This is a genomic window from Streptomyces recifensis (assembly GCF_002154615.1).
GTDB lineage: Bacteria > Actinomycetota > Actinomycetes > Streptomycetales > Streptomycetaceae > Streptomyces > Streptomyces griseoluteus.
Window position 1 is genome coordinate 1 of record NZ_MUNH01000672.1, and the last position, 1,057, is coordinate 1,057.

Sequence of the window (1,057 nt, forward strand, 5' to 3'; positions counted from 1 at the left end):
CGGGCGCCGCGCGTGGCGCCGGGCGCGCCTGCGCGCTCGCCTTCGCGGCCCAGGGCGCGGACCTGGTCCTGTTGGACGTGGCCGCCGCGATTCCCGGCGTCCCCTACCCGCTGGGCTCCGAGAGCCAGCTCGCCCACACCGCCGACGCCTGCCGCCGCCAGGGCGCCGACGTGCTCACCGCCGCCGTCGACGTCCGGGACCTCGCGGCCCTGACCGAGCTGCGCGAGCGGACGCACGACCGTTTCGGCGCGCCGCACGTGCTCGTCAACAACGCGGGCGTCGTGGCCCCTTCCGGGCTGCCGGTGCACGAGACGCCGGAGGAGGACTGGCAGCTCATGGTGGACATCGACCTCGGGGGCGCCTGGCGCGCCACCAAGGTGTTCGCCCCGGCCATGGTCGAGCGCCGCTCCGGCTCGATCGTCAACATCGCGTCCACCGCGGGCCTGGTCGGATACCGCAACTTCGCCGGGTACGTCGCGGCCAAGCACGGGCTGGTCGGCCTGACCAAGGCCAGCGCCCTCGACTACGCCTCGTACGGGGTGCGGGTCAACGCGGTGTGCCCGGGCAACATCCGCGACGAACCCGCGATGGACGGCCGGATGCTCTCCGAGGTGGCCCGGGCGCTCGACGTACCGGCGGCCGAGCACGAGGAACTGTTCACGGCCGACCAGCCGATGAACACCCTGGTGGACCCGGCCGACGTGGCGGCCGCCGCCCTCTGGCTCGCCGGTGACGGCTCCCGTCGCGTCACCGGCACCACCCTGACCGTCGACGCCGGCTACGCGGCCCGGTGACGCCCATGGACACCTCCGGCCCCCACACCGAGCGCCGCACCGCCACCGCGACCGAGCGCCAGTTCTGGTTCGCCGAGCGGATCGCGCCGGGCTCACCCGCCTGGCGCGTGCTGAGCACCGTGCGCATCGACGGCGCACCGGACCGGCGGACGCTCGCCGCGGCGGCGGCCCGGGTGGTCGCCCGGCACCCCGCGCTGCGGTCGGTCTTCGCCCCCGAGGAGGGAGAGCTGCGGTGCACCACGGTGGAGCCCGCCGACCCGCCG

The 1,057-nt window shown here is 76.0% G+C and carries 2 protein-coding genes; both read left to right on the plus strand.

What is annotated here, in order from left to right:
* On the plus strand, positions 1 to 794 hold a 794-nt coding region (locus tag CCN33_RS28145; RefSeq protein ID WP_086696233.1), incomplete at its 5' end, for an SDR family oxidoreductase.
* 5 nt (positions 795 to 799) lie between these two features.
* Positions 800 to 1,057 (plus strand): hypothetical protein (locus CCN33_RS28150; protein ID WP_140394710.1); only part of this gene is annotated, 258 nt, incomplete at its 3' end.